Consider the following 26,225-nt stretch of genomic DNA (forward strand, 5'->3'; position numbering starts at 1 on the left):
AGTCGTCCTCTGTCATCTTCGTGCTCATGTCGACCTCCAATCAGTCGACATCCCATGAATCAGACAACGCTCAGCCGGGGAATCCCATTTCTTCAAACTGCGGCAATCCGTCCACACCGCCTAGAGCCCTTCAGTCGCCCGGAGCATTTCGCAGTCAGATGGAAACATCTGACGTCCGCGAAAATGCGTCAAAACAAACAGACTGATCGTTTACGCGTTTCCATGAAAGGCGGAAACGATCTAAGCCGCCTCGGCAAAACGCTTCAGATGCGCTGCCCTGTTGCCGCCCGTCTGGGTGAGGACCAGAAGACGCTTGACCATGTGGCCGACGGCCAGTTCATCGGAAACGCCCATGCCGCCGTGAAGCTGGACGGCATCGCGGAGCACCGCGCGCGCCGCATCCGAAATCTTCACCCGCGCGGCAGAGACCAGTCTGGCGCGGAACGCGGCATCGCCGCTTTCCATGGCCTCGGCAGCCAGCAGAACCATGGAGCGGGCCTCCTCGCAAGCAATGAACATGTCGGCCATCTTGTGCTGCACCACCTGGAACTTGCCGATCGGGCGACCGAATTGCTCGCGCATCTGAACATAGTCCAGCGTTGCCTTGTGAAGGGCGTTGATGACGCCTGAGGTTTCGGCGAGCACACCCACGAGCGCCAGATCGGCGCCAAACTCCAGCGCCGCGTCGCAATCGAAAATCGCCTCGGCTGCCGGCACCGTCACATTATCGAGAGACACTTGCGCTGCGGCCTGACCATCGACCAGCCGGCATGGCGTCACTGCCGCATCTTCGGCAGGGATACGCACCAGCATTCGCGATCCGTCCAGTTCCGCGACGACCCAGAAAGCCGCCGCGGCGGCAGCGCCGATCACGGCGGGAGAAGCGCCGGAGAAAACGAGCGTGTCGCCCTCCCGGCGGGCCGCGATCGACGTGCCATCCCGCCCAGCGACAACGACCTCGATCGCCTCGCCCGCAAGAACCGGCGCAAGCCTTTCGGCCACGTCATCGGGGGAAAGCGCGCGGGCCAGCATGGCGGCGCAGCCGAGGCTGACGGCGCCGACCGGCTCCAGGATCAGGCCTGCGCCCAGAACCTCCATCATCGGCACGATCTGCGCCGGCGTAAGCCCCAGGCCGCCGGCCTCCTCAGGCACGCAGGCCACCAGCCAGCCGAGTTCCGCCATTTCGGCCCAGTGCCTCGGCACATCGCCCGGCGCGGCCGAAATGGCCTTTGCCCTCTGCTCCAGCGCGTAATTGTCGGCAACGAAACGCTCCGCCGTATCCTTCAGCAGCAGCGCTTCTTCTGTTGGAAGCTCAAAACGTATCATGCGGCTTTTCCCCTCAAAGTCCCAAGACCTGGCCGGCCAGGATGCTGCGCTGGATTTCGTTGCTGCCGCCATAGATCGAAAGCTTGCGCCAGTTCAGGAACTGATAGGCGACATGGGCAAGAAGGTTGTCGGCACAGTCGCTGGCGCTTTCCGGCAGCGCGGCGGGGCCGGCGATATCCAGCATCAGTTCGGTCAGCCCCTGCTGCACCTCGGTGCCCCTCACCTTCAACAGCGAGGTTTCCGCGCCCAACGCGCGGCCCGCCTCGGCAGCGGCCAGAAGGCGCAACGTCGTCGCCTCGATCGCCATGATATCGATCTCGAATCCGGCAAGCCGCGCGGAAATCTCCGGATCATCGGCCATCCCGACGGCTTCAGTCATTTCCCGCACGCGCGCCAGAAGATGTTTCGAGCGCCCGACGCCGCCGATCCCCAGTCGCTCATGCTCCAGCAGCGCCTTGGCATAGGTCCAGCCCTTGTTGATCTCGCCGACGACCAGATCATCGGGCACGAAGACATTGTCGAGGAAGATCTCGTTGACTTCCTCGGTTCCATCCATCAGCCGGATCGGGCGACGTGAGACCTCGGTCGCGGACATGTCTATCAACATCATCGAAATGCCCTGTTGCTTCTTGACCTCGGGATCGGTTCGCACGAGGCAGAAGATCCAGTTGGCGTATTGCGCATAGGTGGTCCATGTCTTGGAGCCGGAGACCAGCCAGCCGCCATCGGTCCTGACGGCGCGGGTGCGCAGCGAGGCGAGATCGGAGCCGGCGCCCGGCTCGCTGAACCCCTGGCACCACCAGTCCTCGCACGACAGGATGCGCGGCAGGAAACGCTGCTGCTGTTCGCGACTGCCGAAGCGGATGAGGATCGGGCCGATCATCTTCAAACCAAAACCCGGCAGCGGCGGTGTGTTAAGCCGGAACATCTCCTCATCGGCAATCAGCCGCTGCCGCGCCGTCCAGCCGGGGCCGCCATGTTCTGCCGGCCAGCCCGGCGCCACCCAGCCCTTGCGGTGCATGCTCTGATGCCAACGCAGAAAATCCTCGCGCGCAAGCGGGCTGCCGCGCGAGACTTTCGCTCTTGTCGCGGGATCGAGTTCTGCTTCGACGAAAGCCCGGATCTCGGCGCGAAACGCGCTGTCCTCGGGTGCGTTGAGAAGATCGGTCACGCCTCATCCTCCGGTTTGATAATCAGCGCATCGACGGCAACGCAGCCCTCGCCTTCGGGCAGGACGAGAACCGGGTTGATGTCGATGCTTTCGATGGCGTCCTGATGGGCGACAGACAGGGCGGAAAGCCGCAGGACCGCATCTTCCAGCGCCGCGCGATCGGCAACAGGGGACCCGCGATAACCGGCAAGCAGCCGGCCAAGCCGGGTTTCGTCGATCATCTCGGCAACGTCCGTGCGGCTGAGCGGCGCGCGACGCAACGCCACGTCGTTCAAAAGCTCGGTCATCACGCCGCCGACGCCGACGAGGATCATCGGCCCGAAATCTGGATCATTCTGCATGCCGAGAATGGCCTCGACACCGCCGTCGACCATTTTTTGCACCAGGCAGGGTGCCGGCTTGCCGTTCAGCGTGTGGCCGGCAAGCTTTTCGGCAAGATCGGCATATGCGCGGCACACGGCATCACCATCGCCAAGCTTCAGGTGCACCAGACCGGCATCGCTCTTGTGCTCCATACCGTCGGCCAGCCCCTTGAGCACGACGGGGTAACCGATCGCCTCGGCGGCCCGCAGCGCGTCCGCCTCGCTCCCGACCAGGGTTTCGCCGACCATCGGCAGGCCATAGGCCAGAAGCGCCTGCTTGGCGACATCCTCGGCCATCGTCCGCCCGCCGCCGGCAAGCAAGGCATCGACGCGCGCGCCCGCATCTGCCGGAATTTGCGGCCCCATGCCATCATCTACCGGGCGTTTCGCGCGCTTATGATAATCGGTGAAGCGTTTCAGCGCCTTCAGCATCTGCTGGCTACCGCGATAGATCGGCAGGCGGCCGTCGCGGGCAAGCTGCTCGTAGCCTGCTTCCACCACCTTGCCGCCGTCATAGACGACGATGATCGGCTTGTCCGCCGTCTCGCTCAGTTCGAGCACCGGGCCGATCAACCGACCGCGCCAGCTTTTGCGCACCTGATGGATAAACACGACGAGAATGTCGGTGTTCTCGTCATCCAGGGCGATCTTCAGGCTCTGGCCCCAGCGTTCGGGGTGGTTGTTGACATTGCCTGACAGATCAAGCGGGTTGACCGGCGGTGTGAAATCGAGAAGCGGACGCAGGCCGTCGACGGTCTTTTCGGTAAAATCCGCCATCGGCAGGTCCAGCGCCTCGCACTGATCCGCCATGACCCCGCTCCAGCCGCCGGAAAAGGTCACCACCGCGATACGCTCGCCGCGCGGCGGCGGACATTTTTCGAAGAGAGCGGCCGCCTCGGCCAGCTCCATCGGGTCATCGACCGAGACCACGTTGTTTTGCCGGAACACGGCCTCATAGGTGCGAAACGCGCCGGCCATCTTGCCGGTATGGGCAAGCGCCGTGCGCGCGGCGCGTTTGCTGCGGCCGAGCTTGAGCACGATCAGCGGCTTTTCGACGGCTTGCGCCTTTTCCGCCAGCGCCATGAAGCGCGACGGCGTACGCAGCCCTTCAAGATTCATGCAGACCGAGGCGATTTCCGGATCATCGAGGGCCCAGCTCGCATAGTCCGCCGCTTCGACGTTGAGCTCATTGCCGGTGGAGACGAGATAGCGCATGCGCACGCCCTGATCATGGGCGCGCGCCAGAAGCACCATCAACAGCTGGCCGCTCTGGGAAATCAGCGCCGTACGGCCGGCTGACATATCCTCGGGGAAGGTCGCTGCCGTCAGCCCCATGAAGCCGCTGTCGAGATTGGCAAGGCCAAGGCAGTTCGGCCCGCAGATGGCGATCCGGTTGCGGTTGGCGATCTCGCGCAGCGTCTCTTCCATGGCGCGCCCCTCCTCGCCGGTCTCCGAAAAGCCCGATGCGAGAATGACGGCGCCGCGCACGCCCTTGCTGCCGCAATCCTCCAGAATTTCCGGCAACAGTTTCTGCGGCACGAAGATGAGAACGGCATCGACAGGCTCGGGGATGGCCGAGACGGACGGGTAGCATTTGAGATCGTTCAGCTCTTCATATTTGGGATTGACCGGGAAGATGCGCCCCGCAAAGCCGAGCCTGCGCAAGACCGGGACCGCCATGCCGCTCCAGCCGTCGCTCCTGTTGCTGGCGCCGACAACGGCAACGCTTTTCGGGTTCATCAGCCCCGAGAGCTGAGCGAAGACGCCCTCGCCCGCTGCGACCTCCTGACCGGTCGGCGAACCGGACGCAGCATTTTTCAACATACCATTCCTCCCTTGGTCTGTCCGGCAGGACTATTCCCGAAACGCTTCCAAGGGTCAACATATTTTTGGAATGCTTGCCTGCATTGCAGACAATGAGGAAATTCTATTCGGAATAGCGTCGCCGCATGCGCCCCTCGATCACGCGCGCCGAGTTCATCAGCGCCGCTGCGTATTCGCCGCACACCTTTTCCGGCGTGAGCACAGATGAAAGCCCGGAAATCGATAGGAGAAGCGGATCGCCGTCCTCGACAAAACGGATCGTCGTGGCCGCCGCATTGAGTTCCGGCCACCAGCAGCCAAACGAAGTCACGTAGCCCTCCGATTGATACCGCTCCATCTCGGCGACCAGAAGCGGCGCCTGCGCATCGTACAGCGCGGGCTCTTCCGCCTTTAGCCGCCGCAACAATGCAGCGCGCCGCGTCTCGGAAAGCGCGGAGAGATAGGCCCGGCCAATCGCCGTCTGCAACACCGGCACAAGGGCGCCGACATCCAGGTTGAGGACGATCGCCTCGGGCCGCCGGGCAAGCTCCAGATAGCGGATGCCGCCGTCGCTCGCCACGCCCAGTGCAACGGAGAAGGGCCCAAGCTCGGAAAGCGCCTCCATGGAAGGCCGCGCCAGCTCGCCGATACCGGTACTGACCAGCGCCGCGCGGCTGAGTTCGATGACGCGCGGCGCCAGACTGTAGCCGGAGGCGCGCGCATGATGGACGAGATAACCCAGCTTGTGGAGCGTATGGGTGAACCGGGCGACCGTGGAACGCGGCAGGCCGGTCCGCTCGGCAAGCGCCTGATTGCTCAGCGCCCGGTCATCCGGCCCATAGGCCGTAATGACCCGAAGACCGCGCTGCAGCGACGTCACGAAATGGCGATCTCCGGCATTCTCGCCCTCGGCCTCGAACTCGGTCATTTCCGTTTCCTTTCTACATGGCCCGAGAGGCTCTAGGCCCGAACCCGCCCTCACGCAAGCCGCCGGACACGCCTCGTCTTGCCAGAAGAGTGAAAGCTTGCTAACTGTAATTCAAAATATATGCCTGCATTGCAGACACTACTGCATTTTTTGCGACACGGGGAAGAGCGTATCGCGGCAGGCGCATTCAGGGAGGAAAAGCGATGACGGCTCAATTGCCGGCTTCAGGGCCGGATCTTGAATTTCAGGCCCATGTCGAGGATGGCCGGCTCTGGCTTCAAACCTGCGCGGCCTGCCAAACGACGATCTTCATGCCCCGCATCATCTGCCCCCATTGCGGTTCTCTCAGGCTTGCCTGGCATCCCGCCTCGGGGCTTGGAACCGTCTACTCCCGCACGGTTCTCCACGGCCGCCCCAAGCCCGGCGACACCCGGCCCTCGCGCCACGCGCTCGTCCTTGTGGACCTCGACGAAGGACCGCGGATGATGAGCCGCCTGCCCGGTACGGATCCCGATGACATCACTATTGGCATGCGCGTGAAGGCGCGCATCGAAGGCGAAACCGGCGCGCGTTTCGTTGTGTTCGACCCCAACGCGGAGGCAGGCGCATGACCTCTCGTTTACGCGGCAAAGCCGCCATTGTCGGTGTCGGAACGGCCGGGCACGGCGAAGCCCCCGGTTTCAACGCCATGGATATCCAGGCGCTCGCCGTTCACGAGGCGCTTGAAGACGCCGGGCTGAAACTCTGCGATGTGGACGGGTTGTTCACGGCCAATATGAGCCACACCTTCCCGGCGATCTCGACCATCGAATATCTTGGGCTGAAACCCCGCTGGATCGACGGCACCAATACCGGCGGCTCCAGCTTCGTTGCCGATGCCCTGTCTGCGACCATGGCGCTCGAGGCCGGGCTGTGCGACGTGGCGCTGATCTGCTACGGCGCGACCCTGCGTTCGGGCGCCGGACGCATGACGCCCGCTGCCGAGCAGCCGACCTATGAAATTCCCCACAAGCCGCGCTATCCGATGACCGCCTATGCCATGGCGGCGGCCACCCATATGGCGCGCTTCGGCACCACCCGCGAACAGCTTGCCGAGGTGGCCGTCGCCGCCCGCGCCTGGGCGCGGATGAACCCCGAGGCCTTCGAGCGCGATCCCTTGACCATTGAGGACGTGCTGTCCTCGCGCATGGTGATGGAGCCGCTCAGCCTGCGTGACTGCTGCCTTCTGACCGATGGCGCCGGCGCCGTGGTGATGACCCGCGCGGACCGGGCCCGTGACCTGCCCAACAAGCCGGTCTATTTCCTCGGCGGCGGTATCGCCTCCTATAACAGGGCCGTCTCCGAAATGCCGGACCTGACGACGACGGCCGCCCGCGATTCCGGAGCGCGCGCCTTTGCCATGGCCGGGCTGAAACCGGAGGACATGAATGTGCTTCAGCTCTATGACGCCTTCACCATCAACGTCATCCTGTTCCTGGAAGACCTCGGCTTCTGCCCCAAGGGCGAAGGCGGGTCATTCGTTTCCGGCGGACGCATCGCCCCCGGCGGTCCGCTGCCGGTCAATACCAATGGCGGCGGGCTCTCCTTCTGCCATCCCGGCATGTACGGCGTGTTCACGCTGATCGAGGCGACGCGGCAGTTGCGCGGCACGGCCGGCGAACGCCAGATCGCCGAGGCCGAAACGGCGCTTTGCCACGGCAACGGGATCACGCTGTCGCACCAGGCGACGGCAATTTTCGGAACGGAAGCGGCCCTTTGACGCGGAGATAAGACCATGACCAACACGCTTGTCGAACAGGAAAAGCGCGGCGCGCTCGGCGTCATCCGCATGAACCGCCCGCCGGTCAACGCGCTCGGATATGAACTCAGAAGCCAGATCGCCGAGGCGCATGCCGCCTTCGAGGCCGATCCGGAGATCGCCGTTACCGTGCTCACCGCATCGGGCCGCGTCTTTTCCGGCGGCGCTGATATCACCGAGTTCAATACGGGCCGCAAACATCCCTATCTGACCGAACTGATCGCCATGCTGGAAGAGGGCAGAAAACCCGTCATTGCGATTGTCAATGGCATCGCCTTCGGCGGCGGCTTCGAACTGGTGCTCGGCTGCGATTATATTTTCGCCCTGCCCGGCGCAAAGTTCTCCTTTCCGGAAATCAAGCTCGGCAATATCCCAGGCGCAGGCGGCACGCAAAAGCTGCCGCGACTGGCCGGCGGACCCAAGGCGCTGGAGCTTATTCTCACCGGCAAGGCCATCACGGCGGATGACGCCGTGACGCTTGGCATTGCCGAAACCGTTGCCGCAGACGAGGCGGCAGCACTCGCGCGTCTCGAAAAGGCGGTCGCCGACGGCCTGCCGCGCCGACGGGTCCGCGACATCGTCATGCGCGGCTCGCCGGATGAGCTTGACGCCATTGCCGAAGGGTATCTGCGCCGCAGCCGGGGCGCGCCGGCGGAAAAGACGGCGCTTGAGGCTGTGCGCAAGGCCTATGACACGCCCATCGACGAGGCGCTTGCCTGGGAGCGCGACACGTTCCAGATCCTCAACGCCACGCCGGAAGCGCGCGCCATGCGGCATCTGTTCTTCGCCGAACGCGAGGCGCGCAAGATTGCCGACCTGCCGAAGGATACGCCGCAACGCTCCGTTTCATCCGTCGGCGTTGTTGGCGCCGGCACGATGGGCCGCAGCATTGCCATGTGCTTTGCCGATGCCGGCCTGCCCGTCATTCTTGTGGAGGAGGCGCAGGACCGGCTGGATGCGGCCCTTGCCGCCATCGCCAAGACCTATGAGGCCTCGCGCGAAAAGGGTCGAATTTCCGCCGAGGAAGCCTCGGCGCGCATGGCGTTGATCACGGGCACGATCGCGCTTGATGACCTGGCCGCCGTCGATCTCGCCATCGAGGCCGTATTCGAATCCATGGAGGTGAAATGTTCAGTCTTTACCGCTCTCGACAAGGTCTGCAAGCCGGGTGCGATCCTCGCCACCAATACCTCCACGCTTGATGTCAACCGCATTGCGGCCGCAACCGCGCGGCCTGAGGATGTCATCGGCCTGCATTTCTTCAGCCCGGCCCATATCATGAAGCTGCTGGAGGTCGTGCGGGCGGAAAAGACCGCGCCGGACGTGATCGCGACGGCTATGGAGATCGGCCGGAGGCTTGGAAAGCACAGCGTCCTCGTCGGCGTCTGCGACGGCTTTGCCGGCAATCGCATGTTCATCAACTTCAATCGCGAGGCCCAGATTTTGATCGAGGAGGGCGCCCTGCCCTGGCAGGTCGACGCGGTCATGACCCGCTGGGGTCTGGCCATGGGGCCATTGGCGGTGATGGACCTCGCCGGCCTCGATATCGGCTATCATATCCGCCAGGCGCGCGGGCCCCAGACCCCCTACCCCTTCACCACCGCCGACCGTCTTTTCGAGGCCGGGCGGCTCGGCCAGAAAACCGGCAAGGGCTGGTATCTCTACGAGGAGGGCGCGCGGCGCGGAACGCCCGACCCGGAGGTCGAGGAACTGATCAAGGCGGTTTCGAAGGAAAAGGGCATCACGCGGCGCGCGGTCAGCGATGACGAGATCCTGCGCCGATGCATGTGGCAACTGGTCAATACCGGCTACCAGATCGTCGAGGAGGGCATTGCCCAGCGCATCAGCGATCTCGATGTCATCTTCGTCAACGGCTATGGCTTTCCCCGCACGCGTGGCGGCCCGATGTGCTTTGCCCGCGAAACCGGGCTGGAGCAGGTCGCCCGCGACATCATCCGCTACCACGCCGAGATCGGCCCGCACTGGACGCCTTCGGCGCTGCTGCTCGATGAAGCGGGCGTTTCTCCGGGAAGCAGATAGGTCACTGCGACCGCCTCGTTCGGCGATCGGGCGCAACGTCCCGATCACGTTGCATGATCCCGGTGGCGCTGGAAATGCACGCGATGGATTCACCCGTTATATCCGTAACAATGAATAGACCTTCCTCGGCAGCGACGCTGCCTCAAGGTCCTGAACGATGGCCCGGTAGACACATATCCGCCGGGCCATCCTCTTTCACTTCGTCATGACGGCGCCAAACAAGGACCGGTGCAGCAAGCCGACATCATCGGCCTCCAGCAGCGCGACGCCGGCGCATTCGATCCTTTGCCGCTTGCCCTCTTCCATCGCCAGTGACGTTTCGAACACCGCGAGGATTTTCTCGCAGTCGTCATCCGCGGCAATGCGGTTGATGTTGATCGTGCCGCATCCAAGGCACGCGTGGACCAGCATCAGGTCGCTGATCCTTTCCCTTCCATATTTGTCGACGCCGTTCCTCTTCCACGTCAGGCCGACCGGGGCCATGCGGGCATGGCAGTCGGAGGCGCGGTTGCCGGGCCTCGTGTCGACATGGAGCGAATGGAGGCAGTGCGGGCAGTGGTTGCGATGGGCCGTCCCCATTTCAGGGGTCGGGAAAACCATCTGCCTGCAGTTCGAACAGCGGAATTCGCCATCCGCCGCATGCCATCGATTGTTCTTGTGCTTGTCGCGTTTGTGCGCGGTGCGGAAGGATTTCCGCCCGTCATAATCGTCGTGGTAACGCATTTCGTCTTGCCGTAAATCTTCGGGGAGAAGACAGGGCAGACCGAAATCTCGGATATTCTTGTTGAGGGAGATTTCGCTGCCAGCAAGATCGGCCGATGCTGTCAGCGGCGTTTTGTCAAAGGCGGCTGATCAACGCACAGGACGACCGTTCCGCAAAGGCTCCGTGAGGACGGCCGATGCGGCGCTGGCAACATTTTCCATGCGTTGGCGATATGACAAAAAACACCTCAAATAGGTTCGACGGCAGGGTACTACGCCTTTGGCGCGAGCAAGGCAAGCCTTTTCCATCTCTGGCCGAAATGCTTCTCGGCCGCGACGTCATGTCCGGCCGTTGGGAGTGAATTTTCGCCACGCCGCCATTGCCAAGCCGCTGCAAATGCGGCTGACTTGCGGCCTCAAGAACGGAAAAGGGAGCATGATGTCCGGCGACGAGACGACGATTACGCGCGAGGCGGCGACGGAATTGGGAGAAGAGGTGATGCGCCTGGCGGGTTTTGCGCCTGATCACGCGCGCGCGATCACTGCCTGCGTGGTGCGAGCCCAGGGCGACGAATGTCATTCCCACGGGCTCTACCGTCTGCTTTCCTGTGCAGCCCTCGCCGAAAAAGGCAAGGTCGATCCGAAGGCAACGCCGGTGGTTGACGACCGGGCGCCGGCGATCGTGCGCGTCGATGCGCGTCGCGGTATCTCGCTGAGGTCTTTCGAAGCCGGCCTGCCATTGCTCTGCGAGAAAGCGAAGACTGCGGGACTGGCGGCGCTGGCGATCAACAATTGCTATCATTTCTCCGCCCTCTGGCCGGAAATTGAAGCAATCACGGACAAGGGGCTGGTGGCGCTTGCCATGACCGTCAGTCATGCCTGGGTGGCACCTGCCGGCGGCACGCGCCCCGCCTTCGGCACCAATCCGATCGCCTTCGGCTGGCCGCGCCCCGGCAAGCACCCCTTCGTCTTCGATTTTGCCACCTCGGCCATTGCACGCGGCGATCTTGAACTGCACCGCCGGTCCGGCACGCCGCTGCCCGAAGGCGTTGCCGTCGATGCGGCAGGCAAGCCGACCACCGATCCGCTTGAGGCCATCAACGGCGCGATGCTGACATTTGGCGGGCACAAGGGCTCTGTCCTTTCGGCCATGATCGAGCTTCTCGCCGGGCCGCTGATCGGGGACATGACGAGCGCGCAGTCGCTGGCCCATGACGATGGCGCAGGCGTGATCCCCATGCATGGCGAACTGATCCTGGCGTTTGACCCCGCCTCCTTCCTCGGCGGCACGGTTGCCGAGAGTAGCGCACAGGCGGAGGGGCTCTTCGATGCGATAACCGGCGCGGGGGCCCGCCTGCCATCGGCGAGGCGTTACGCCGCCCGCCGCCGCAACGCGGACAGACCCATGCCCGTGCGCCGCGCCGTGCTGGAGGATATCGCGGCATTGCGCGAACGGCTGCGACGATAGAGCGACAAAAACGGCGCCGGTTTCCCGACGCCGTTTTGCAAGATTTCGGGTTCTCCGGCCCGATCAGGCCGTGGCGCGCGGCTTGACCAGATTGCGCTCGACCAGAAGCTCGGCGATCTGAACCGCATTCAGCGCCGCGCCCTTGCGCAGATTGTCGGAGACGACCCACATGGCCAGCCCGTTTTCGACGGTCGCGTCCTCACGGATGCGGGAAATATAGGTGACGTCCTCGCCGGCGCATTCGACCGGGGTGACATAGCCGCCATCCTCGTGCTTGTCGACGACAAGGCAGCCGGGGGCTTCGCGCAGGATCTCGCGGGCTTCGTCAGCCGTGATTTCCTTTTCGAACTCCAGGTTCACCGCCTCGCCATGGCCGATGAAGACCGGCACGCGCACAGCGGTGCAGGTGACCTTGATCTTCGGGTCCAGCATCTTCTTGGTTTCCGCCAGAACCTTCCATTCCTCCTTGGTGTAGCCGTCTTCCATGAAGACGTCGATATGGGGAATGACGTTGAAGGCAATGCGCTTGGTGAACTTCTTGTTCTCGATCGGATCGGCAACGAAGACGGCGCGGGTCTGGTTGAACAGCTCGTCCATGCCGTCCTTGCCGGCGCCGGAAACCGACTGGTAGGTGGAGACGACCACGCGCTTGATGGTCGCCGCATCATGCAGCGGCTTCAGCGCGACAACCAACTGCGCGGTCGAGCAGTTCGGATTGGCGATGATATTGCGCTTGGTGAAGCCCTCGATGGCATCCGGATTGACCTCCGGCACGATCAGCGGGACATCGGCGTCGTAGCGCCAGGCCGAGGAATTGTCGATCACGACGCAGCCCTGCGCGCCGATCTTCGGCGACCACTTCTGTGAAATCGATCCGCCCGCCGACATCAGGCAGATATCGGTGTCGGAGAAATCGTAATTCTCAAGGTTCTTCACCTTCAGCGTCTTGTCGCCGAAGGAGACTTCCTTGCCGACGGAACGGCTGGAAGCGAGCGCGACGACCTCATCGGCCGGAAAACCGCGCTCTGCGAGGATGGAAAGCATTTCGCGCCCGACATTGCCGGTAGCGCCGGCGACTGCAATCTTGAAACCCATGGTGATATAGCTCTCTTTCGTTTCTCTCCTCTTGGGGGCGGGAGCGGAAGAGCGGCCTCAAAAAGGCGCCTTCCCGTCCCCGGCCAGACCGGGGAGAGAGCGGCAGGGCCAGAGACGTCAGACGGTTTTCGTCGTCGTTTTCTTGGCCGTTTTGGTGAGAATAGCGGATGCACGAACCCTGCTGCCGGCGCTTGACGCCAGCGACACATCACCAGATCCGGGACGCATGAGCTGCAGCATGAATTCGTGTCCTTTAACCGCGAAGGCTAATGGCCTTTTTGCGTCCCCAAGTCAAGGTCTGTTTGCTTGGGAACGGGTGCCCGGTGGTGGCGCATGAACTCCGGTTTCAGCGCCCTGATGCTGTTGCGCGGCACCGGCCAGCCGCCGTCATCGATCCTGAAGACCATGCGGTAGCGCGAAAAGAAGATCGCGACCAGGTAGGTGCACCAGGCGCCGAAGGCGAGGCCCGCGATCACATCGCTCGGATAGTGCGCGCCGACAATGGTGCGGCACATGGCAACCGCCACGGCAAGACTGAAGAACAGAACGCGGTGGCGCGGCATGAAGAAGGCAGCGCAGGTGAAGATCGCCGCGATCGTGGTCGAGTGACCGGAGGGAAAACTGGCGAAATCGGCGTCGAACTGCATCGGGCTGAAGGAAAACGGCCCGAGATCATGAGCGAGCATGTTGGGGCGCGCCCGGCCGATCGTGTTCTTGATCAGGGCAACGGCAATCCCGGAAAAGGCGATGGCCGCGAAGACGAAACTGGAAGCCTGGGCAAGGAAGACGCCCTTGGCGCGGGTGCGCCGGTCGCCGGTGCCGGCAGCGCCGAGACCGACGATGATGGCGAGGAAACTGACGATCAGGACCCAGTCCGACTTGCCGAAATCGGTCAGCAGGTTGCCATACCGGTGCAGGAGCGGATCAAGCTGCTTGCTCATGACCCCGACCGGATAGTCGAGGATCGCGAAGGCGACCAGAACCATCCCGGCCGTCCCGACGACAAAGCCGCGCCAGTGGTTGCACGGCCACTTCCGGTCTTTCACTTTCCGCCGCTGGCCGAACCAGCGATAAGGCACTGTCATCAAATCCCCGCAAATCCTCCTGCCCGGACCTGCGTCCGAACCCATGCGGGGGAAACCTAACCGAAAAACGCCGCGAACTCAACGCCGCCAGGGACTTCACCTTCCCGCCGGAGAACCCGACGACCAAGGACGCGCGGACGAGGCAATTGCGGCGGCGGCCGAACCGACGCGAGGTCTCCGGAATATCGCCCGTCCCCAGCGTGTCGTTATCTATCTTGCACCCGCAGTAACGCCCAAACAGGCGCTTGTGCAGTCTCGCCATTGTTTGCGTAACCGATAATTAACCATGACCTACTAAAAATCATATCGAAAATGATCAGTATTTCTCTGCTGCGCCGGTTCGTCCGGCAGTCCCGGGGGACGATCGTCAGCCAGGCGCTTCGTCAGTGCCGAATTCAGGAAACGGTGCTCGGTTGGGGCTGTGTGTTTAAGGAAAGCGTGTCGTGAAAGTCCTCTGCGTATTCGGTACCAGACCAGAAGCGATCAAGATGGCTCCGGTTGTCAACGCGGTTGCGCGCGACAGCGCTATCACGGGCGCAACCTGCGTCACGGGCCAGCACCGCGCAATGCTGGACCAGGTGCTCGATCTCTTCGACATCACACCCGATTACGACCTTGCGGTCATGGCGCCGAACCAGACGCTGAACAGCCTTACCAGCCGGGTCATTACCGGGCTCGACGCGGTTCTCGAGGAGGTGCGTCCCGATTGCGTGCTGGTTCACGGCGACACGACATCGGCCATGGCGGCGAGCCTTGCCGCTTTCCACCGCGGGATAAAGATCGGTCATGTGGAGGCGGGGCTCAGGACCTACGACCTTTCCAGGCCCTGGCCGGAGGAGATGAACCGCCGGGTGATCGACGTGGTGTCATCGCTCGCCTTCGCGCCAACGGCTTCCAGCGCCGAGAACCTCGAGCGCGAACATCTCGGCGGCCGCATCATCGTCACCGGCAACACGGTGATCGATGCGCTGACGGAAACGGCCGGCCGCATCGGCAAGGACGCAAGCCTTCGCAAAACGCTTGAAGAGCGGTTTTCCTTCATCAATCCCGCCCGCAGGCTGGTTCTGGTCACGGGGCACCGGCGCGAAAGCTTTGGCGGCGGCTTCGTCAACATCTGCAAGGCGCTGGCACGGCTTTCAGAACGCGACGACATCGAGATCGTCTATCCGGTGCACCTCAACCCGAATGTCTCGGGGCCTGTGCATGAACTGCTGGGCGCGCTCGAAAATGTCCATCTCATCGATCCGCTGGCCTATCTCGATTTCGTCTATCTGATGACGCGGGCCGATATCATCCTGACGGATTCCGGGGGCGTTCAGGAAGAAGCGCCCTCTCTCGGCAAGCCGGTTCTGGTGATGCGCGACGTCACGGAAAGGCCGGAGGCCGTGGCCGCCGGCGCCGTCATGCTGGTGGGAACGGAGCCCGAGCGGATCGTCACGGAAACCGAGCGGCTTCTGGACGAGGCAACGCACTACCAGAGCTTTGCCCGCGCCATCAATCCCTACGGCGACGGCAAGGCCGCCGGGCGCATTGCCGATACGCTTGCAGGACGGCCGGTCTCTCCCTTCGACCCGAGGGCGGCTCGATGATGAAACGATATGCCGAGAGCGCCGATGGGAGCTGACAATATGACCGTCCGGAAAAACAGTGCAGGCCGCAAAGCCACATTGTGCGTCGCCATCGGAAGCCTCTTGCTGCTTTCGGGCCAGACGACGACCGAAGCCGGCGACGTGGCCGATGCGATCCGCGCGCTCGGCGAAAGCGATGTCGTCACCCGCAAGGTCTCGCTGACCGACCTCGGCATCACGGAACCGCTCGCCTTCTCGGCCAACAGGGTCAACCGCGAAATCTTCATCCCCGTGCCGGCCGGCGTGCCGCTGATCGAGCCGAAACTCTTCTTTGACGGCACCCATCTGAGAGGCGACGGCGGCAAGACGACCTATATCCTCTCGCTCGACGGCTATGCCGTTGCCGCCCGCTCGCCGGAGGGCGAAAGGGGAAAGACGCAGTTCGACATCGGCGTTGACGGGTCGGCGCGCGAGGACGGATTCGTGCGCCTCGGCATTGCCTGGCAACCGCTGGTCGGGCAGTTCTACTGCTACGGCACCGGTCCGAACAGCAACCGGCTCCTCGTTCATCCCGATACCTATCTGGAATACAGCTACAACGCCGCCGACCTCAAAACCGTCTCCAGCGCATTTGCCGCGTTCAAGCAGACCGTGACGCTGCTGGTCGCCGGCAACGTGCTTGACAGCGACAGCTATGACGCGGCCTGGCGGCTGGGCGTGGCGCTGCAAAGAGCGGGCAAGACCCTGCAACTGAGGGCGCTGCCGGCGCGCGGCGATACGGTCGACGCCTCCGCCATCACCGTGCCCGCGGCGCTTGCAAGCGTCCCGGGCTTTGCCGCCTTCTCCAAGGGCGGTCTGGTCGAGATCGATGCCCCGGCACAGATCGGCGCGCTTCTCGTTCTCGGCGCAACCGACATGCAGGCGGACATCGCCATTGCCGGGACAAGCCTTTCGGCGGAAATCGACGCCGCGTTGAAGGCGATCGGTGCGGAACTCTCGTCTGCCGATCCGGATGCGGCAGAGGCATTCAAGGCGCTTGTCGCGGCGCGCGAGACATTGTCGCTTCCCGTCGAGGCGGGCTCCTACAGCGTGCGCCTTGTCGGCGGTGAGCCGGTGCTCGCCGTGCAGCCGGACGGAGCCAGGGAGGCCGCCGGCCTTTTCAGCACGTGGTGGCGACGCACGGCGACCAGCGGCGACATGGTTATCCGCGCGGCGCGGTTGCCAATGGCCGACGGAGACGCGATGGCGCTGCTTCCGCCGGGGGATTCCGACAGCAATTTCAGCGTCGTCGGCCTCGGCGAATGGTCGACGACAGCCGATCTCGGCGGCGATATTCCGCCCGGCATGGTGCCGTCGGTCATTCATGTCTTCGTTTCCGCCGCGCCCGGCGCCACCGCAACGCGACCGGTGGCATCGGTCTTCCTCAACGACATGCTTCTCGGCGCCAAACAGCTTGAGGCCGATGGCATGCCGGAAGCGATTTCCGTTCCCGTTCCCGCCTATACGCTGCTGCCGAGCAATACGATCGTCGTGCGGGTCCAGCGCCAGCCGGCGCCCGGCGATTGCCAGGAATTGCCGCAGGGCTACCCCGTTTCGATCTCGCCCGACAGCTATGTCGAACTCGCGCCCGCCCCGGAAGCGGTCGATTTCTCGAGCGTCTCCGCCAGGCTTGCCGGCGACAGTCTCGTCGTCGTCAACAAGAGCTGGCTCGAAGACGCACTTACGACGCTGCCGAACGTGATCGTGCTGGCCGATGCCAGCGGCATTGCGCCAGAGCGCGCCGACTTCAGCGTGGCCGACCGCGCCACCTATCCGGAGCCGGACAAGCCTTTCCTCCTCTTCGACGTGGCGGTGGAGGGCGTGCGCAAGCGCGCGAGCGTCGACGGCAATACCGTTCAGATCACGACCGCGAAGGGCACGACGCTGTTCGATGCTACCGGCCTGTCGGACATCGCCCTGTTGCAGGCGGAAACCGGCGGAGACGAGCCGGGCCTTACCTATTCGGCGGACGGCGTCGGGCCGCTGATCGAAAAGCCGCTCCGGCTCAGGCATGGCGATGTCGCCGTCATCGGGTCGGAGGGCGTTCTGGCCGAGGTCCGGACCAGCGGTCGGCCGCTGCCGAGCAATACCGAGCCCGATCGCCTGACCAAAAAGCCGTTCAGCTTCTCCTGGCGTCTGCTCACCGATACCGATTTCTGGTTCCGCCAGCTACCCGTCCTGATGACGGCGCTCATTCTCGGCGGCTTCGTCCTGCTCATGCTGCTTGCCCGCCTGGCCAAGCGGCGCAAGCGAGACGGCAAGAGCTGACCGGGCCGGGAGGAACCATGGAGCTCTACTGGCCCTATCTGATCGCCGACTACTACCGGGTGCTGGAATATCTGACGGCCGCCGTCGCCGTCATCATTCTCGTCTCCTGCGTCGACGACCTGTTCATCGACGCCGTCTTCTACCTGCGCGCCATCAAGCGGCGCCTGACCGTCGAGCGTCGCTACAAGCCGCTGACGCCGGACCAGCTTTCCGGTCGTCCCGAACAGCATATCGCCATCATGGTGCCGGCATGGCTCGAAAGCGACGTGATCGCGGCGATGATCGAGGGCATGGTCGGCACGCTCGACTACCGCCATTACACGGTCTTTGTCGGCACCTATCGCAATGATGCGGCGACCATCAACGAGGTGGAGCGCATGCGGCGGCGCTATCGCCAGCTTGTGCGCGTCGAGGTGCCGCATGACGGGCCAACCTGCAAGGCCGACTGCCTGAACTGGGTGGTTCAGGCGATCTTTGCCCATGAGGAGCGGCACGGCATTTCCTTCGCCGGCGTCATCCTGCATGACAGCGAGGATGTGCTGCACCCGCTCGAGCTGCGTTTCTTCAATTATCTCCTGCCGCGCATCGACCTCATCCAGATCCCGGTCAACTCGCTGGAGCGCCACTGGTCCGATCTCGTCGCCGGCGTCTACATGGATGAATTCGCCGAGTGGCACGGCAAGGATATCGTCGTGCGCGAGGCGCTCTCCGGCATGGTGCCGTCGGCCGGCGTCGGCACCTGTTTTTCGCGCAAGGCGCTGCTGACGCTTGCGGCCGAAGACAGCAACCAGACCTTCAACACCCAGACGCTGACCGAGGACTACGATATCGGCATGCGGCTTGCCGAACACGGCATGCGCTCCATCCTCGCCCGCTTTCCGGTCGACTACCAGGTCAAGCGCAAGACCTGGTTCGGCTTCGGTCCCGAAAAGGACATGACCGTGCGGATGGCGCTGTGCGTTCAGGAATATTTTCCCAATACCTTCCGCACCTCATACCGCCAGAAGGCGCGCTGGTCGCTCGGCATCTGCTTTCAGGGCTGGGCCTATTTCGGCTGGCACGGTTCGCTCATCGACCGCTATTTCATGCTGCGCGACCGCAAGGGCATGGTCACCACCTTCGTGACCGTTTTCGCCTATGTTCTCGCGCTTCAATATATCCTGTTCCAGCTCGGCTTCACCTTCGGACTTCTTCCGGGCGGCTATCCGCCGCTCCTTGCCGTCGAAGGCTGGGTCGGGCTTGTCCTGATCCTGAACGCCGTGGCCCTCTTCCTGCGCATCTCGCAACGCTTCTATTTCACCGCGCGCACATTCGGCTGGGAACACGGCCTCCTGTCCATCCCGCGCATCATCGTCGGCAATTTCGTGAACTTCATGGCGATGGCGCGGGCATGGAACCAGTATCTCAACCACCTCTTCACCGGTAAACGTCTGGTCTGGGACAAGACCATGCATGACTTCCCGACCGGCGACGGGCTGGTGGACCGGAAGACGAAACTGGGCGACCTTCTGGTCTCCTGGCACGCCATCAACGCCTCCCAGCTGGAAACATCGCTTGCGGCGCAGAAAGCCCGGCGCGTGCCGCTCGGCCGCATTCTGCTGGACGAGGGCTGGCTCGAGGAGGACGTACTGGCGGAAGCCGTCGCCTTCCAGTCCGGCCTCGACCTGATCACCGTGACGGAAGAGGAACTGGTCGCCGCGCGCGACCGGTTCAGGCCGGATTTCCTGTTTGCCTACCGGGTTCTGCCGGTGATCGACGAGGAGAGCGACAGGCTGGCGCTCGCCACGTCCTTTCCGCTTGCCGAGGATGCGCTCGCGGCAATCGCCAGACGCCTCGGCTACGAGCCGCGCTATTTTGTCGTGCGCGACCGGGTGCTTGCCGGGGGCCTGCGCCTGCTTGCAGCGAAAGGCCGCGACAGGGAGCCCTCAAGAGAGGAACGTATCGAGGCCAATATTCCCCTGCTTGGCGAAATTCTGGTTGAAAACGGCGCGGTCTCCAATGACGCGCTGCAGAAGGCGCTTGTCGACTATCAACCCGAGCGTGACGGGCTGATCGGTTCCTATCTCGTCGACCGGGACGTCGTCTTCAGGGAGGCAATCGAAAACGCGCTCGAGGAGCAGCGCGCACGCATTGCCCGGGCGCGGGAACGACAGGACGCCAGGCCGGACGTGACCGAAAGCGAAGAGGAGGCCCGGTCATGAAGGCTTTCCGGCCCTTCCCCTTGCTGATTGCCGCGGTCATGATCGTGCAGTCCGCAGCACCCGTTGCGGCGCAGGAGGCGACAGCAGGCGCCGCCACCGTCAGGATCGAATATCTGCCGCTCTCCGGCCCGCCGCTTCTTCTCTACCGCAACGCCAGGCAGGCGCTGGCCGACGGCAATGCCGAACGGGCGATCGCGGACCTGAGGGAAGCGATCCGGCAAAGGCCGGATGCCGGCGAACTCAGACTGGCGCTTGTGGAGGCGCTCCTCGCCGCAGGCCGTGACGGCGAAGCGCGGGAAGCGGCACTTCTTGCCGCCACCGATCCGGATGTCGACGCCGAAACCCGTCGTCAGCTTGCCGCCGAGGCCGCCGCGATCGAAGAGGAACCCGTTGCCGCAACGCCTGACCCTGCCATTGAGGCCTATCAGTCCGCCGACGCTGCCTACCGCGCCTATGAGCGCGGGGATTTTAGCGCAGCGGTTGCGCTTGCCGAACGCGCTTTGGAGCGCGCACCCGACAATGGCGACTACCAGAGCCTTTTCGAAAATGCAGTGGCCGCGCGCGATGCGGAGATTGCCCGGGAAGCGGCCGAGGAACAGACGGCTGAAGACGCGGCGGCAGCCTCCGAGGCGACAATCGATCCCGAGCTTGACGACGATGCCATTCGCCTCCTCGCCGAACGGGCCGCCGCCATCCGGGAAGGCCGCGCGCAAGAGGAAGCGGACGAAGACGCCGGCGAGATCGCGGCGGAGGACGCCCAGGACGCGCCCCTTTCCACCGACGACCCCGCCTACAAGGCCGCCGATACGGCCTATCGCGCCTTCGAGCGCGGCCAGTATGCCCAGGCCGTTGCCGCCGCCGAAGAGGCTGTCAGGCTGGCGCCCCGGATTGATGACTACCGAACCCTGCTCGACAATGCGAGAACCGCCCTTGCCGAGGAGCGGGCACGACAGGCGGCCGCCGCTGAAGAAGCCAAAGCGGCTGAACCCGCACCGCCGGAACCGACCGGCGAACCGGGCCTCGACGCCGAGGCCATCCGCCGCCTTTCCGCGCGCGCTGCCGGCATCAGGCAGGAGCGGGACGGGCAGACGGAGCCGGCGACGGAAAGCCCTGTCGCGGCGGCGGCGGAAGCGCCTCCTGCCGAAACTCTCCCCGCAACCGAGGACCCCGCCTACAAGGCCGCGGATGCCGCCTACCGCGCCTATGAGCAAGGCGAATACCGCAAGGCCGTCATCAATGCCGGAGACGCCGTCCGGCTTGCGCCCGACAATGACGACTATCGAGCGCTTCTAGACAATGCCGAAAAGGCCCTGGCGGAGATGAAAGCGAAAACGGCCGCCGCCTCGCCGGCGGCAAGAGCCGCCGAAAAGGCCTATGCGGCGCTGAGGCGCGATGATCCGCAAGCAGCACTTGGGCCCGCATGGCAGGCCGCGCGCCACGCGCCCGACAATCGCTCCTACCAGGTGCTGCTGGTCGATGTCCTCAATCGCAACGGCGACCGGGAGGACGCGCTGCGCGTCGTCGATGCGGCGATTGCCCGCTTCGGTCCGAACCGCACCCTGCTCAGCCAGCGCGGCGTCATCCGGCAGGCGCTCGGCGACCAGACCGGCGCGCTCGCCGATTTTCAACAGGCGCTCGCTTTGCCGGGCGAAACTGCGGATGAGACCGATCTACGCCTCAACCTTGCCGCGGCGGCCATGGCGACGGATGCGCCCGAAACCGCCTATCAGGCGCTCATGCCCCTCGGCGACAGCCCGGATGCCGCCGTCTGGCTGGCGCGGGCAAAAGCGTTGACCGCCATGGAGACCTTCACCGCCGCCGCGACCGCGCTTGAGCAGGCGGAGAGGCTGGCAAAGGGCGAGAGGCAACAGGCGGATGTCGCCATTGCCGGGCTCGACCTGCTGATGGCCGAAGGCGAAAGCCGGCGCGCCCGCACGGGCCTGCACGCCGCCGCCGAGGACGGCGTTCTCGCGCCGATCGGCCCGACGGAAACGGCCTATCTTGCCGCCCGCCTCGGCGACCGCGCGCTTGCCTATGACGCCTTCAGCGAGGCCTATCAGGCAGGCTCCCTTGACGGCAACCAGCTGATTGATGCGGCCTATGCCGCAAGGCGGGATTACCACAACGAGGATGCGGTCTCCTGGCTGAAACAGGCGATCGACGAAGTGGATGCCGGCAGGCTCTCCCTGTCGCCGGAAGGGCTTTTCGGCCTCAGGCGCGAGGTCTCGGATATCTCCCGGCGCTGGGGCGCCAATATCGGTCTGTTTTATGGCAGCACCGGCATTTCCGACGGCTACATCACGCCGCCGGCTTCTGCCGGGCGCAGCATGCAACTCGGCTCGGAAATCTTCTGGCGGCCGCCGGTCATCGGCTACCGGGACGGACGCACGGTCGATCTCTTTGTCCGCCAGTTCACCACGGTTTACGATTCGCTCGGCGGCGCGGTCGGGTTATCGACCATGCAAGGCGCGGCGGGCGTGCGCGTCAAGCCGTTTACCAATCTCAACCTGGCGCTGGAGGCCGCGCGCTATTTCAAGGTCGGGCGCTACAGCCGCGACGACACGCTGGTGCGGGCCGCCATATCGGACGGGTTCAACACCGACCTGATGCCCGGCTCGGATGCCTGGTGGACGGGCTGGTATTATGGCGAGGCGGGACGCTATTTCGACAGCGACGAGGATTTTGCCCTGGCGAATGCGAGCCTTGGTCGCAGCTTCTCGCTCAACGACGACGGGACCCTTATCGTGACGCCCTATATCGGCATCGCGGCCGACTACAACGACACCTATGCGACGGAGTTCGCGCTGGGCGCGGGACCGGGGATCAACCTGCGCTACTGGTTCCGCCAGACGACGTACGAAGCGCCGATGTCGCATATCGATATCAACGGCCAGTACCGGGCAAGGCTCGGCGGCGATGACAGGGCGCGCGGATGGTTCGCTTCCCTCAACCTCATGATATGACCCGCCGCCTGCTCAGGGTCCTGCCGGCCGTGCTCTTGCTGGGCGGCGCCTTTCTTCTGGGGCGCTTCCTCATCCTGTCGCCCGGCCACCGCGCGGCGCCTGTCGACGGGCCGGTCACCGGCATCGTCTGGCAGGTCGATGACGCGACCGCAAAACCCGAGGGCGAATGGCAGCGCCTCGGCGCGGACCATCTTCTCATCCAGTGGATCGTTGTCGACGATATCGGTTTTGCCCGCGGCACCGGCGGGAAGGCGCCAACCCAGATGCCCGACTGGCGGCGCATTGCCAAAGAACCCTGGGCCCGGCACGTCACCCTCGGCCTTGCCGGCGATTTCGACGAGAAGAAAGCGCGGGCAAATGTGTTGCAGCTGGCAAAGACTTCGGCCGCCCTTGCAGGCAGGAAACCGCCGCTCGAGATTGAAGGCTATTATTTCCCCGTTGAGGTCGATCCGACCTGGAAGGAAGCGGCAGAGGTGATGCCGAAGGCGCTTGCCCTTCTGCCGCGCCCGCTCTGGATCAGCGTCTACGACAACAGCAATATCGGCGGCGAGGCCCTTGCCGACTGGCTATCGACCTGGCTGCCGGCAGATGTCGGCGTCTTCTTCCAGGACGGCGCCGGCGTTACGGCGCGTTCCCCGCAGACGGCGCGCGACTATGCCGACGCGCTTGCCGCAAGCCTCGGCAAGGATCGCCTGCGCATCATCACCGAAGCCTTCCGCCCTCTGCCCAACGGCGGCTTCCGGCCGGCGACGGTCGAGGAACTCATGCCCCAAATCACCCTCATGCAGGGCTATGACCTCTACCTCTTCGACGGCCCGCATTACCTCGACGACAAGCTCGTCGATGCGCTTGTGAAGGCTTTTGACGCGCATGAATGAGAGGAAAGAGGCCCGTCAGCGGCGGTTTCTCAGCCCGCCGTCGAAGTCGACGACATTGCCGGAGATGTAGCCGAGAACCGGCGAGGCCAGCGACACGATCAGCCGGGCAACTTCGTCCGGCTCGGCGAGGCGGTCGAAGGGAAGGTTCTGCAAGACATCGCGCCAGCGCTCCTCATCGCCATACAGGCTTTTGGCCCGGCCGCGCGCCACCTTTTCCACCCGCTCGGTCCCCGTTCCGGCCGGATTGATGCCGAAGACCCTGACATTCCAGTCGGTCGAGCGCGACCCGACGGCCTCGGTAAAGGCGATCAGCCCCGCATTCGCGGCGCTGCCGGCGACATAATCGAAGCGCGGCGCGCGGCCGAGATCGCCGATGATGTTGATCACCGTCCCGTCCCGGCGCGCCTTCATCGCCTCGACCACGAGCTGGGTCAGGTGGATATAGCCGAAGACCTTCAGCTGCCAGGCCTTCTCAAGCTCGGCAAAGGGAAGGTTCAGGATATCGCCGCCAGGAATGGCGCCGGCATTGTTGACAAGGATATCGACCGGGCCTGCCTCCTTCACCAGCCTTTCGCGCTCGTCTGCCAGCGAGAGATCGGCGGCGATGATGCGGACATCAAAGCCTGAAAGCGCGGCTTGCGCCTTTTCCAGCGCTTCCCCGGAGCGCGCGGCCAGAATGAGCGAGCAGCCTTCCCCGGCAAAGGCCCTGGCCGCCGCGAAGCCGATGCCTTTCGAGCCGCCGGTGATCAGGACGGTCTTGCCTTCGAGTTTCAGATCCATTCAGACGGCCGCCTCTTTAGTGACGGCCGCCGCCTTGGCATGGGCATGGCGCATTTCATGCATGATCTCCGCCTTGTAGGCGACGAATTCCGGCGAGGTCAGGTCGTCAATGCTGCGCGGGCGGGCAAGTTTGATGTCAATCTCGCGGGCGATATGAGCCGGACGCGCCGACATGACGCAGATGCGGTCCGCCAGAAGCACCGCCTCGTCGATGTCATGGGTGACGAACACCACCGTCGTCTTGTGCTTCTGCCAGATCGACAGCAGAAGTTCCTGCATGGTCAGCCGCGTCTGGGCATCAAGCGCGCCGAAGGGTTCGTCCATCAACAATGCGCGCGGCTGCATCACCAGTGCACGGGCAATGCCGACGCGCTGGCGCATGCCGCCGGAAAGCTGCGAGGGATAGGCATGCCTGAAATCGGTCAGCCCGACCATGTCCAGCATGGCATTGACCTCGGGCTCGTAGTTCATGCGGGTCGAGCCCTGCAGCCTGCGGCCGAAATTGACGTTGTGGAACACGGTGAGCCAGGGAAAAAGGGCCGCCTCCTGAAAGACGACGGCGCGCTCGGGCGCGGGCTTGGTGATCGGCCCGCCGTCGAAACGAACCTCGCCTTCCGTATTCGCCTCGAAGCCTGCGAGAATGTTCAAGAGCGTCGACTTGCCGCAGCCGGAGGGGCCGAGCAACGCGACGAATTCTCCCTCGCGGATGGAAAGGTCGACATTGTCCAGCGCGCGCACCGGCGGGTTTCCGGGATAGGTCTTGGCGACGTTGGTGATTTCGATATTGGCCATGATCTTGTCCTTCACCGCGTCCCGCCGGCAGCCTGCCAGGCAAGAAGGCGATGCTCGATGATGAGAATGATCCGGTCGCTCAGAAGGCCCATCAGGCCGATCGTCGCCATGTCGGCGATCACCACATCCATGCGGCCGACATAATAGGCATCCCACAGCACATAGCCGAGGCCGGATTTGACGGCGACCATCTCGGCGACGATCACCGCCGTCCAGCCGATGCCGAGACCGATGCGAAGGCCGGTAAAGATCGATGGCAGGGCAGACGGCACGACCACTTTCAGCAGCACGTCGCGACGGTTGGCGCCCAGCATGCGGGCGGCCCGGACCAGGTTCTTCTCGACATTGCGCGCGCCCTGGGTGGTGTTGATGACGATCGGATAGAATGCGCCGAGCGCGATCAGGAAGATGGCGCCGAAGCTGGAAATACCGAAGACGGCGATCGAAAACGGCAGCCATGCGGTGATCGGGACCGGGCGCAGAAGCTGGATGGTCGGATCGACGGCTTCGGCGGCAAGCCGGCTCCAGCCGATGAAGATGCCGGTCGGGATGGCGACGACGATGGCGAGCGCGAAACCCTGGGCGACGCGGATGGTCGAAAAGCTCAGACTGTCCCACCAGGTGCCGCTATAGGGATTAAGCCCCATGCCGGAGGCGCCGAACGCCCAGGTCTGCCAGCCTTTCCAGACGCGATCGGGCGTCGGCAGGACGCCGCCGAAAAGCGAGCCGTTCGTGCCGCTTGCCTGCCAGATAACCAGAACGGCAATCGGCAGGATCAGCGCGACCAATGTGCGTCGGAGATTGAAACCGCGAACGGCTGTCCAGAGCCCGCTCGCCCGTCTTGCGGTCATCGAGCCCGCCGTGCCGGGCGCTGCGCTTGTCTGTTCCATTCTGTTCTTTTCCAGCGGCAGGCTTCAGCCGCGTTTCAATTGGCGTTCGGCAGGCGCAGCCAGAGCGC

At 64.2% G+C, this 26,225-nt stretch carries 19 protein-coding genes; 9 read left to right on the plus strand and 10 right to left on the minus strand.

Annotated features, from left to right (window positions below; genetic code table 11):
* Positions 1 to 240: 240 nt before the first annotated feature.
* From FF124_RS00005 to FF124_RS00020, 4 genes are all read right to left on the minus strand, one after another.
* Complete coding sequence (locus tag FF124_RS00005; protein ID WP_187326749.1) at positions 241 to 1,326, minus strand: acyl-CoA dehydrogenase family protein; 1,086 nt, start codon at positions 1,324 to 1,326, stop codon at positions 241 to 243.
* A gap of 13 nt (positions 1,327 to 1,339) precedes the next feature.
* Complete coding sequence (locus FF124_RS00010; protein ID WP_138746437.1) at positions 1,340 to 2,497, minus strand: acyl-CoA dehydrogenase family protein; 1,158 nt, start codon at positions 2,495 to 2,497, stop codon at positions 1,340 to 1,342.
* Positions 2,494 to 4,683, minus strand: a complete 2,190-nt coding sequence (locus FF124_RS00015) for an acetate--CoA ligase family protein (protein ID WP_138746438.1) — start codon at positions 4,681 to 4,683, stop codon at positions 2,494 to 2,496. Before FF124_RS00015 ends, FF124_RS00010 begins: the two co-directional genes overlap by 4 nt.
* Positions 4,684 to 4,786: 103 nt before the next feature.
* Positions 4,787 to 5,590 carry an IclR family transcriptional regulator gene (locus FF124_RS00020; protein WP_138746439.1) on the minus strand — a complete coding sequence of 268 codons (804 nt, stop codon included), beginning with the start codon at positions 5,588 to 5,590 and terminating at the stop codon, positions 4,787 to 4,789.
* Positions 5,591 to 5,793: 203 nt separating this feature from the next.
* Here FF124_RS00020 and FF124_RS00025 point away from each other — a divergent pair, with 203 nt between their 5' ends.
* Genes FF124_RS00025 through FF124_RS00035 form a run of 3 tightly spaced genes read left to right on the plus strand, consistent with a single transcriptional unit; the run spans position 5,794 to position 9,428 of the window.
* Positions 5,794 to 6,201 carry a Zn-ribbon domain-containing OB-fold protein gene (locus tag FF124_RS00025; RefSeq protein ID WP_138746440.1) on the plus strand — a complete coding sequence of 136 codons (408 nt, stop codon included), beginning with the start codon at positions 5,794 to 5,796 and terminating at the stop codon, positions 6,199 to 6,201.
* Complete coding sequence (locus FF124_RS00030; protein WP_138746441.1) at positions 6,198 to 7,349, plus strand: acetyl-CoA acetyltransferase; 1,152 nt, start codon at positions 6,198 to 6,200, stop codon at positions 7,347 to 7,349. The genes FF124_RS00025 and FF124_RS00030 overlap by 4 nt, the downstream gene beginning before the upstream one ends.
* Before the next feature lie 15 nt (positions 7,350 to 7,364).
* Positions 7,365 to 9,428, plus strand: a complete 2,064-nt coding sequence (locus FF124_RS00035) for a 3-hydroxyacyl-CoA dehydrogenase NAD-binding domain-containing protein (RefSeq protein WP_138746442.1) — start codon at positions 7,365 to 7,367, stop codon at positions 9,426 to 9,428.
* Positions 9,429 to 9,623: 195 nt separating this feature from the next.
* Here FF124_RS00035 and FF124_RS00040 read toward each other — a convergent pair whose 3' ends face one another.
* Positions 9,624 to 10,151: an RNHCP domain-containing protein gene (locus tag FF124_RS00040; RefSeq protein WP_138746443.1), complete on the minus strand. Its 528-nt coding sequence runs from the start codon at positions 10,149 to 10,151 to the stop codon at positions 9,624 to 9,626.
* Between the two features lie 418 nt (positions 10,152 to 10,569).
* Between FF124_RS00040 and FF124_RS00045 the strand changes: the two genes are divergently transcribed.
* Complete coding sequence (locus FF124_RS00045; protein WP_138746949.1) at positions 10,570 to 11,598, plus strand: Ldh family oxidoreductase; 1,029 nt, start codon at positions 10,570 to 10,572, stop codon at positions 11,596 to 11,598.
* Between the two features lie 63 nt (positions 11,599 to 11,661).
* Here FF124_RS00045 and FF124_RS00050 read toward each other — a convergent pair whose 3' ends face one another.
* Positions 11,662 to 12,693, minus strand: coding sequence for an aspartate-semialdehyde dehydrogenase (locus tag FF124_RS00050; protein WP_138746444.1), 1,032 nt, complete (start codon positions 12,691 to 12,693; stop codon positions 11,662 to 11,664).
* 266 nt (positions 12,694 to 12,959) lie between these two features.
* The gene (locus FF124_RS00055) at positions 12,960 to 13,778 is read right to left on the minus strand and encodes a phosphatase PAP2 family protein (protein ID WP_187326750.1); all 819 of its coding nucleotides are present in this window, start codon (positions 13,776 to 13,778) and stop codon (positions 12,960 to 12,962) included.
* A gap of 443 nt (positions 13,779 to 14,221) precedes the next feature.
* Between FF124_RS00055 and wecB the strand changes: the two genes are divergently transcribed.
* The 5 genes from wecB to FF124_RS00080 are packed head-to-tail and all read left to right on the plus strand — an operon-like array spanning position 14,222 to position 23,695.
* Positions 14,222 to 15,367, plus strand: coding sequence for a non-hydrolyzing UDP-N-acetylglucosamine 2-epimerase (gene wecB / locus FF124_RS00060; protein ID WP_138746446.1), 1,146 nt, complete (start codon positions 14,222 to 14,224; stop codon positions 15,365 to 15,367).
* Positions 15,368 to 15,406: 39 nt separating this feature from the next.
* Positions 15,407 to 17,653: a hypothetical protein gene (locus FF124_RS00065; protein WP_138746447.1), complete on the plus strand. Its 2,247-nt coding sequence runs from the start codon at positions 15,407 to 15,409 to the stop codon at positions 17,651 to 17,653.
* Positions 17,654 to 17,670: 17 nt separating this feature from the next.
* Positions 17,671 to 19,854 (plus strand): glycosyl transferase family protein, encoded by a 2,184-nt coding sequence (locus FF124_RS00070; RefSeq protein WP_138746448.1) that lies wholly within the window; start codon positions 17,671 to 17,673, stop codon positions 19,852 to 19,854.
* A complete protein-coding gene (locus tag FF124_RS00075; RefSeq protein ID WP_138746449.1) occupies positions 19,851 to 22,817 on the plus strand; it encodes an NfrA family protein in 2,967 nt (988 codons plus the stop codon). Before FF124_RS00070 ends, FF124_RS00075 begins: the two co-directional genes overlap by 4 nt.
* The gene (locus FF124_RS00080; protein WP_138746450.1) at positions 22,814 to 23,695 is read left to right on the plus strand and encodes an alpha-amylase family protein; all 882 of its coding nucleotides are present in this window, start codon (positions 22,814 to 22,816) and stop codon (positions 23,693 to 23,695) included. The genes FF124_RS00075 and FF124_RS00080 overlap by 4 nt, the downstream gene beginning before the upstream one ends.
* Before the next feature lie 15 nt (positions 23,696 to 23,710).
* Here FF124_RS00080 and FF124_RS00085 read toward each other — a convergent pair whose 3' ends face one another.
* Genes FF124_RS00085 through FF124_RS00095 form a run of 3 tightly spaced genes read right to left on the minus strand, consistent with a single transcriptional unit; the run spans position 23,711 to position 26,157 of the window.
* Positions 23,711 to 24,475 (minus strand): short-chain dehydrogenase/reductase, encoded by a 765-nt coding sequence (locus FF124_RS00085; protein WP_138746451.1) that lies wholly within the window; start codon positions 24,473 to 24,475, stop codon positions 23,711 to 23,713.
* On the minus strand, positions 24,476 to 25,267 hold the full coding sequence (locus FF124_RS00090; protein WP_138746452.1) for an ABC transporter ATP-binding protein: 792 nt from the start codon (positions 25,265 to 25,267) through the stop codon (positions 24,476 to 24,478).
* A gap of 11 nt (positions 25,268 to 25,278) precedes the next feature.
* A complete protein-coding gene (locus FF124_RS00095) occupies positions 25,279 to 26,157 on the minus strand; it encodes an ABC transporter permease (protein ID WP_246072129.1) in 879 nt (292 codons plus the stop codon).
* Positions 26,158 to 26,225: the final 68 nt, after the last annotated feature.

This window comes from Martelella lutilitoris (genome assembly GCF_005924265.1).
Taxonomy (GTDB): Bacteria; Pseudomonadota; Alphaproteobacteria; order Rhizobiales; family Rhizobiaceae; genus Martelella; species Martelella lutilitoris.

Coding starts and splice junctions, on each gene's coding strand:
- FF124_RS00005 (WP_187326749.1), bottom strand. CDS start 1,326: ATGATACGTTTTGAGCTTCCAACAGAAGAAGCGCTGCTGCTGAAGGAT.
- FF124_RS00015 (WP_138746438.1), bottom strand. CDS start 4,683: ATGTTGAAAAATGCTGCGTCCGGTTCGCCGACCGGTCAGGAGGTCGCA.
- FF124_RS00020 (WP_138746439.1), bottom strand. CDS start 5,590: ATGACCGAGTTCGAGGCCGAGGGCGAGAATGCCGGAGATCGCCATTTC.
- FF124_RS00025 (WP_138746440.1), top strand. CDS start 5,794: ATGACGGCTCAATTGCCGGCTTCAGGGCCGGATCTTGAATTTCAGGCC.
- FF124_RS00030 (WP_138746441.1), top strand. CDS start 6,198: ATGACCTCTCGTTTACGCGGCAAAGCCGCCATTGTCGGTGTCGGAACG.
- FF124_RS00035 (WP_138746442.1), top strand. CDS start 7,365: ATGACCAACACGCTTGTCGAACAGGAAAAGCGCGGCGCGCTCGGCGTC.
- FF124_RS00040 (WP_138746443.1), bottom strand. CDS start 10,151: ATGCGTTACCACGACGATTATGACGGGCGGAAATCCTTCCGCACCGCG.
- FF124_RS00045 (WP_138746949.1), top strand. CDS start 10,570: ATGTCCGGCGACGAGACGACGATTACGCGCGAGGCGGCGACGGAATTG.
- FF124_RS00050 (WP_138746444.1), bottom strand. CDS start 12,693: ATGGGTTTCAAGATTGCAGTCGCCGGCGCTACCGGCAATGTCGGGCGC.
- FF124_RS00055 (WP_187326750.1), bottom strand. CDS start 13,778: ATGACAGTGCCTTATCGCTGGTTCGGCCAGCGGCGGAAAGTGAAAGAC.
- FF124_RS00065 (WP_138746447.1), top strand. CDS start 15,407: ATGACCGTCCGGAAAAACAGTGCAGGCCGCAAAGCCACATTGTGCGTC.
- FF124_RS00070 (WP_138746448.1), top strand. CDS start 17,671: ATGGAGCTCTACTGGCCCTATCTGATCGCCGACTACTACCGGGTGCTG.
- FF124_RS00075 (WP_138746449.1), top strand. CDS start 19,851: ATGAAGGCTTTCCGGCCCTTCCCCTTGCTGATTGCCGCGGTCATGATC.
- FF124_RS00080 (WP_138746450.1), top strand. CDS start 22,814: ATGACCCGCCGCCTGCTCAGGGTCCTGCCGGCCGTGCTCTTGCTGGGC.
- FF124_RS00085 (WP_138746451.1), bottom strand. CDS start 24,475: ATGGATCTGAAACTCGAAGGCAAGACCGTCCTGATCACCGGCGGCTCG.
- FF124_RS00090 (WP_138746452.1), bottom strand. CDS start 25,267: ATGGCCAATATCGAAATCACCAACGTCGCCAAGACCTATCCCGGAAAC.
- FF124_RS00095 (WP_246072129.1), bottom strand. CDS start 26,157: ATGGAACAGACAAGCGCAGCGCCCGGCACGGCGGGCTCGATGACCGCA.